Origin of the sequence: Streptomyces tricolor (assembly GCF_002155905.1) — a bacterium.
Lineage (GTDB): Bacteria > Actinomycetota > Actinomycetes > Streptomycetales > Streptomycetaceae > Streptomyces > Streptomyces tricolor.
The window spans coordinates 1-1,084 of the sequence record NZ_MUMF01000780.1; the positions used below are offsets into that span (position 1 = coordinate 1).

Below are 1,084 nucleotides of genomic sequence, written 5' to 3' on the forward strand. Positions count from 1 at the left end.
CCCTCGCCCTCGCCCTGCTCGGCCTCGCCGCCCTGCTCCCCGAACACGCCGGCCACTGGCGCACCGCCCTCTACGGCGCCCTCGCGCTCGGCGCCGGCTACTACGCGCTGTACCGGCTCAACCCGGGCGGCATGGGCTTCGGCGATGTGAAACTGGCCGTGGGGATGGGCGCCGTCCTCGGCTGGTACGGCTGGTCCACCGTGCTGTTCGGCACCTTCGCCGGGTTCCTGCTCGGCGCGCTCTACGGCGGCGCGCTCGTCCTGGCCCGGCGCGCGGACCGCAGGACCGCCATCGCGTTCGGGCCGTTCCTGATCGCCGGCGCGTTCCTGGGGCTGCTGGCGGGGGCGTACGCGGCCTGACGTCTTTGCCCCGAAGGGGCTGGCGTAGGCTGGTTCGGTCCGTCCACACCCTTGACGAAAGGGACGCCCGGTGACCGAGAAGGCCGACCTCGCTTCTGTTGATGTCACAGCCGTGCTCGACCGAGCCGCAGCGGGCGGACGCATCACACCCGAGGAGGCGCTCGTCCTCTACCGCGACGCCCCCCTGCACGCCCTGGGCGCCGCCGCGGACGCCGTACGCCGCCGCAAGTACGCGGGCATCGAGCACATCGCCACGTACATCATCGAGCGGAACATCAACTACACGAACGTGTGCGTCACAGCGTGCAAGTTCTGCGCCTTCTACGCGGCCCCCAAGGACAAGGAGAAGGGCTGGACCCGGGACCTCGACGACATCCTGCGCCGCTGCGCGGAGACCGTCGAACTGGGCGGCACCCAGATCATGTTCCAGGGCGGCCACCACCCGGACTACGGCGTCGAGTACTACGAGAAGCACTTCAAGGCCATCAAGGACGCCTTCCCGCAGCTGGTGATCCACTCCCTGGGCGCGTCCGAGGTCGAGCACATGGCCCGGATCAGCGGGGTCTCCGTCGAGGAGGCCATCACCCGGATCCACGAGGCGGGCCTGGACTCCTTCGCGGGCGCCGGCGCCGAACTCCTCCCCGAGCGCCCCCGCAAGGCGATCGCGCCCCTCAAGGAGAGCGGCGAGCGCTGGCTGGAGATCATGGAGACCGCGCACAAGCTGG

General features: G+C 70.7%; 2 protein-coding genes. Both read left to right on the forward strand.

Annotation, left to right across the window (positions count from 1 at the left end; translation table 11 throughout):
• Window positions 1-359 (forward strand): prepilin peptidase (locus CCN44_RS39380; protein ID WP_143650358.1); only part of this gene is annotated, 359 nt, incomplete at its 5' end.
• Window positions 360-429: 70 nt separating this feature from the next.
• Window positions 430-1,084: radical SAM protein (locus CCN44_RS39385; RefSeq protein ID WP_143650360.1), on the forward strand; the 655-nt coding region annotated here is incomplete at its 3' end.